We start from the raw sequence: 5782 nt of genomic DNA, 5'->3' as shown, positions 1-5782 counted from the left end.
GGGGGTCGGCCAGGTGAGGCTCCCGACGACCGCCACGGCCTGGGCACCGTCCGGGCCCGTGTCGGCGTACGCGCAGACGGTGGCCGAGGCCGCGCCGGCTGGTGCCGCCACCAGGAGCCAGGTCAGCGCCGCCACCGTCAACACCCTTGTCACCAGGGTGGATTGGGTCGGTTCGAGTCCATGCACGACGAAGATCCTGAGCCCCGAGCATGCTCCCGCATGCACGAGCGCGGGTGGATTGCCTCGAACGAGCGACGTATGGCCCTCGAAAGGTTTGCTGAGCGGGCGCACGCGTGACGGCAAAGGCGCATCTGTGTGCGACACGAGGAGCGGCCTCACCGGCGTGATGCCGGTGCTGTCACAGCTTTCCGAAAGAAATTTGTGCGTCGGTTGAACACGACAGTGGCTTTCGTGCGTACCCCATGTCGTGCGGCGGCGCAGCAGGGCGCTGCAACACCCTTGTGATTATGGGGAGTTGACGATGAAGACCTCGTGGCGGAGCGCCTCGCTCGTGGTGAGCGCCGTGGCAGTGGCGGCGCTGACGACGGCGTGCGGCTCGGAAACCGCGCCGCCGGCGAGCAGCCAGAACGTGGGTGCCACGGCCGCGGCCGGTGATTACGGAAGTGCCGGTACCGGCCTTGGGAACGGATCCGGTTACGACCCCGGTGCGGCGGGCCAGGAGAGCGCGGAAACGCAGGCCGCTTCCGCCGGTGAGCTGTCCGTTTCCACCAACCAGGAACTCGGCGAGCTGCTGACCGACAGCGCCGGTCTGACTCTCTACCGCTTCGACAAGGACACCGCGGACCCCGCCAAGTCGAACTGTGACGGCGACTGCGCGAAGAAGTGGCCGCCGGTCCCCGCGGACGACGCCACGGCCGGCACCGGTATCGACAAGGCGCTGCTGGGCTCGGTCACCCGCTCCGACGGCACCAAGCAGCTGACGGTCGACGGCTGGCCGGCGTACCGCTTTGCGAAGGACGTCAACGCCGGCGACGTCAACGGTCAGGGCGTGGGCGGAACTTGGTACGCGCTGGCCCCCGACGGCAAGAAGGCGCAGGGCGGCGCGGGTGCGGAGGCGGCCGACCTGCCCGGTCTGTCCACGCGTAAGGACCCCAAGCTCGGCGAGATCGTCATCGACAAGAACGGCCACACGGTCTACCGCTTCATGAAGGACACCCAGTGGCCGATGTCGACCAAGTGCACCGGCGAGTGCCTGGAGAAGTGGCCCGTCGTCGCCCCGGTCGACGCCGAGGACACCGAGGGCATCGATCTGCAGGGGTCCACCCCCAACCGGGGCTACGTCGTCTTCGACCGCCCCGACGGCATCAAGCAGCAGTCCATCGACTGCGTACCGATCTACACCTTCGCCGGTGACAAGAAGCCCGGCGACACCAACGGTCAGGGCGTCGGCGGCACTTGGTTCGCCGTTCGCCCCGACGGCAAGCCGGTCGGCGCGTCGGAGAAGTAAGGATCACACCTCCCCAGGGTTGATCGCCTCACCCAGCCGAGTACGCACCACGGAAGGGAGGGACGAGCACAGCGAGAGTGCCGGACGAACGGACGGCGCGCCCGACCCACCGGTCCGCCCCCTGAAGCTCCACGCTCAGGGGGCGGGCCGGTTTGTCGTCATTCACCATGATTCTTCGCCCTCTTCGCCATGATTCCGAGCTCTGTGGAATGCTTCGGGCGCTTTAGGCGGAGGGTGTGCGGGGCATCAATCCGGCACGTGCCGCTGGCAGTGACCGGGAACGGATGGTCAATTTCCGTTTCCGCTCGCTCCTTTGGCGGGCGATCAGTAGCCTCTGCTCGAACACCGGATCGCCTACGCCTTGGAGAGATAGATGGAGCGTCCCGCCTGGGCCCCACGGAGCATCGACATCTCGGTGCCCAGTGTTTCGCGAATCTACGACTACTACCTGGGCGGTTCGCACAACTTCGAGGTCGACCGGGAAGCGGCCCGCAAGGCCATGGAGTTCATGCCGGGGCTCCCCAAGATCATGCAGGCGAACCGGGCGTTCATGCGCCGCGCGGTGCGCTTCGCGATCGACGAGGGCATCACTCAGTTCCTGGACATCGGCTCCGGCATCCCGACGTTCGGCAACGTCCACGAGGTGGCCCAGTCGGCCAGTCCCGGCGCCCACGTCGTCTACGTGGACCACGACCCGGTCGCCGTCGCGCACAGCCAGGCCGTCCTGGAGGGCACCGACGGCGCGGACGTCGTCGCCGCGGATCTGCGTAAGCCCCAGGACATCCTGACGAGTTCGCAGGTCGAGCGCCTCATCGACCTGAACCGGCCAGTGGCGCTGCTGCTCGTTGCCATACTGCACTTCGTGGAGGACGAGGACGACCCGTACGCGGCGGTGGCCGAGCTGCGCGACGCACTCGCGCCGGGCAGCATGCTGGTGCTCACGCATGCCTCGTACGAGGGAATCCCGCTGCCCGAGGAGCGGGCCAAGGGCACGGTCGACGTATACAGGGACATTCGCAACCCGCTGATCATGCGCTCGCGCGAGGGGATCGCGCGGTTCTTCGAGGGGTACGACATGGTGGAACCGGGTCTGGTGCCGATGCCGCTCTGGCGGCCGGACACCGCACCGGAGGACGAGGATCCTTATGCCTTCTCCGGGTTCGCCGGCGTGGGGCGTACGGCGTGAGCGCGGGGCCGGACGGGCCGGAGGACAGACTGCGCCGGTTCGCGACGATCTGGAGCCGGGCGGTCTTCCCGGTGACCTCGACGTCGTCGACCCGGCCGGAGTTCGAGGAGCAACTGCTGCCGCTGGCCCGGCGGTTGAGCGAGGCACTCAGGGCCAGGACGTTCGACGCGGACGCGGGCAAGGCGGTCGGCGCCGCGCTCGTCGCCGCGCACTGCACCGACCCCGAGGCGCTGAGCCGCTCGCTGGACTGCGTGGACGCCTACCTGGTGCTCTACTGCGGCACCGACGGCGACCAGGAGGACCAGCGGGCACGCTCGGCGCGGCTCCAGCACGCCATGGCCGCCGGGTTCGCCCAGGCGCTGCGCGAGCGGACGCTGGCCGAGCAGGAGGCGATCTCCGCGGCCGCCCTCAAGGCGCAGGGCGTCGTGGCGCAGGCCCTGCACGCCACCGAGGCCCGCTTCCGCGCGGTCTTCGAGGGCGCGGCCATAGGGATCGGCATCGCCGACCTCGAGGGCAACATACTGCAGGTCAACGGCGCGTTGCTGCGCATGTTCGGGGTCTCCGAACAGGCGGTCCGCAGCCGCAACGTCAAGGAGTGGACCCACCCCGAGGACGCCCCGCAGACCTGGAAGCTCTACGACGAACTGGTGCGCGGCGAGCGCGAGCACTACCACGTCGAGAAGGCCTTCTACCGCCCTGACGGGACGGTCCTGTGGACCAACCTCACGGTCTCCCTGCTGCGTGACGCCGACGGCGACCCGCAGTACCAGCTCGCCCTGATGGAGGACACCACCGAGCGGCGCCTGCTCAACCTGCGGCTGCGCTACGAGGCCACGCACGACGCCCTCACGGGCCTGCCCAACCGCACGTTCTTCTTCGAACGCCTGGAGAAGGCGCTGGGTGCCGGCGAAGGACAGCGGTTCGGCCTGTGCTACCTCGACCTCGACGGTTTCAAGACCGTCAACGACAGCCTCGGCCACGCGGCCGGCGACCGGCTGCTCGTCGAGGTCGCCGACCGCCTGCAGTCCTGCGCCACCGCGCCCGGCGAGATGGTCGCGCGGCTCGGCGGCGACGAGTTCGTGGCGCTGACGACCGGCTCCGACACCGAGCGCGAGGTCGACGACCTGGCCGCCCGGATCATGAACGCACTGATCGCCCCGATCAGCGTCGACGGCCGGGAGCTGACCGTGCGCGGCAGCATCGGCATCGTCGAGGGCCCGGCGGGCGAGCGCAGCCCGGCGGAGGTCCTGCGCAGCGCGGACATCACCATGTACCGGGCCAAGTCGGCGGGCGGCAACCGCTTCGAGCTGGCCGACCCGGAGGCCGACGCCCGCGCCATCACCCGGCACGGGCTGACCACGGCGCTGCCGGCGGCCCTGGACCGGGGCGAGTTCTTCATCGAGTACCAGCCGCTGGTCCACCTCGGCGACGGCAGCGTGCGCGGCGCCGAGGCCCTGGTGCGCTGGCTGCACCCGCAGCACGGCGTCCTCGGCCCGGACCGGTTCATCCCGCTCGCCGAGCACACGGGACTGATCGTTCCGCTCGGCCGCTGGGTCCTGGAGCAGTCGGTGCGTCAGGCGCGCGAGTGGCGGGAACGCCACGACGGCGCGGGCCCGCTCCGCATCAACGTCAACCTCTCGCCGTGCCAGCTCAACCACCCCGGACTGGTCCAGGACACGGTGGACATCCTGGAGCGCGCGGGCGTGGCGCCGGACGCCCTCTGTCTGGAAGTCACGGAGTCCGCCCTCATCGGCGCCGACGACGACCTGCTGAAGCCCCTGCGCCGCCTGGCCGAGATGGGCGTCGACATCGCCCTGGACGACTTCGGCACCGGCTACTCCAACCTCGCCAACCTGCGTCGGCTGCCGGTGAGCGTCCTCAAGCTGGATCGCTCCTTCACTCAGAGCATGCAGCAGTTCCCGGCCGACCCCGTCGACCTGAAGATCGTCGAGGGGATCGTCTCGCTGGCCCACAGCCTGAGCCTCGCGGTGACGGTGGAGGGCGTGGAGACCGGAGCCCAGGCCGAGCAGCTCCGCATCCTGGGCTGCGACACGGCCCAGGGCTGGTACTACGCCCGCCCGGGCCCGCCGGAGCGCCTGCACGAACTGGCGCTGGTGGACGCCACCGGCTGAGTCCGACGTATCGAACGAAAGGTCGATCAAACAGGCATCCAGAAAATAAGCGTACGAGCCACCTGAACTGCCGCTTTGCGCACCCGCCCGCGATCACGCCATCATGCGCGCACCTGACCGGTGGAGGGGGCGGATGGCAGAGCAGTTGCTGGACGGGCGTTATCTACTGGCCCACCAGATCGGCGACGGAGGGATGGGGGAGGTGTGGCGCGCCCGTGACGAGCGACTCCGCCGGGATGTGGCCGTCAAACTCATCACCGGTCTGAGGCAGGTCCACGACCCGAAACTCGTGGCGCGGTTCGTCCAGGAGGCGCAGGTCCTCGCGGGGCTGTCGAGCCCGCACATCGTCACGGTGCACGAACTCGGCGCGGCACGCCGGGGCGACGGCCCGGAGCTGCCCTACCTCGTGATGGAGCTGCTTCACGGCCGCCCGCTGGACGAGCTGGTCCGGAGCGGGGAGCGGCTTGCGCTGCACGACGTGAGCCGCTGGGGGAGCCAGATCTGCCGGGCGCTGGCCACGGCTCATGCCTCCGGGGTGGTGCACCGGGACATGAAACCGGCGAACGTGATGGTGACCGAAGGCGCGGCGGGCGAGCGCGACGTCAAGGTGCTGGACTTCGGTATCGCCCGGTTCCTCGACAACCCCGGCACAGCGACCGCGCTGACCGCCACCGGTGCGACGGTGGGCACACCCGCCTACATGTCGCCCGAACAGATCACGGCGGACCCGAAGCGGCCGGCCGACGGACGCAGTGATCTCTACTCGCTCGGCTGTGTGCTCTACGAACTGGTTACTGGGCGCCCGCCGTTCGAGGCGCCCAGTGCGTTCACGCTGATGCAGAAGCATCTGGCCGAGCGGCCCGCTTCGCCTCGCGGGCTGCGCGCGGACGTCCCGGACGCCTGGAGCCGGCTGATACTCGCGCTGCTCGCCAAGGAGCCGGAGGACCGCCCGCAGACCGCGGAAGAGGTGGGCCGACGCCTGGCCGAACTGGGCGA

Annotated in this window: 4 protein-coding genes and 1 pseudogene; 4 read left to right on the top strand and 1 reads right to left on the bottom strand. The window is 69.8% G+C overall.

All coding sequences use genetic code 11. The annotated features are described in order from the left end of the window. Positions 1–186 (bottom strand): annotated as a pseudogene (locus ADL12_RS54055) (hypothetical protein); the annotation flags it as partial. 295 nt (positions 187–481) lie between these two features. Here ADL12_RS54055 and ADL12_RS19135 point away from each other — a divergent pair. The 4 genes from ADL12_RS19135 to ADL12_RS19120 all read left to right on the top strand — a co-directional run. Continuing rightward, a complete protein-coding gene (locus ADL12_RS19135; protein ID WP_062703885.1) occupies positions 482–1468 on the top strand; it encodes an SCO0930 family lipoprotein in 987 nt (328 codons plus the stop codon). Positions 1469–1841: 373 nt separating this feature from the next. Next, the gene (locus ADL12_RS19130) at positions 1842–2654 is read left to right on the top strand and encodes an SAM-dependent methyltransferase (protein WP_062703884.1); all 813 of its coding nucleotides are present in this window, start codon (positions 1842–1844) and stop codon (positions 2652–2654) included. Next, a complete protein-coding gene (locus tag ADL12_RS19125) occupies positions 2651–4786 on the top strand; it encodes a putative bifunctional diguanylate cyclase/phosphodiesterase (protein ID WP_062703883.1) in 2136 nt (711 codons plus the stop codon). Before ADL12_RS19130 ends, ADL12_RS19125 begins: the two co-directional genes overlap by 4 nt. Positions 4787–4919: 133 nt before the next feature. Then, on the top strand, positions 4920–5782 hold an 863-nt coding region (locus tag ADL12_RS19120; protein ID WP_159053201.1), incomplete at its 3' end, for a serine/threonine-protein kinase.

The sequence above is a fragment of the Streptomyces regalis genome (genome assembly GCF_001509475.1).
Classification (GTDB): Bacteria; Actinomycetota; Actinomycetes; order Streptomycetales; family Streptomycetaceae; genus Streptomyces; species Streptomyces regalis.
Note: the sequence above shows the minus strand (reverse complement) of the source record. Positions and strands in the feature narration are given on the sequence as shown.

What these genes read in the sequence shown, in the direction of transcription:
- ADL12_RS19130 (WP_062703884.1), top strand. Translation starts at nt 1,842, where the DNA reads ATGGAGCGTCCCGCCTGGGCCCCACGGAGCATCGACATCTCGGTGCCC.
- ADL12_RS19135 (WP_062703885.1), top strand. Translation starts at nt 482, where the DNA reads ATGAAGACCTCGTGGCGGAGCGCCTCGCTCGTGGTGAGCGCCGTGGCA.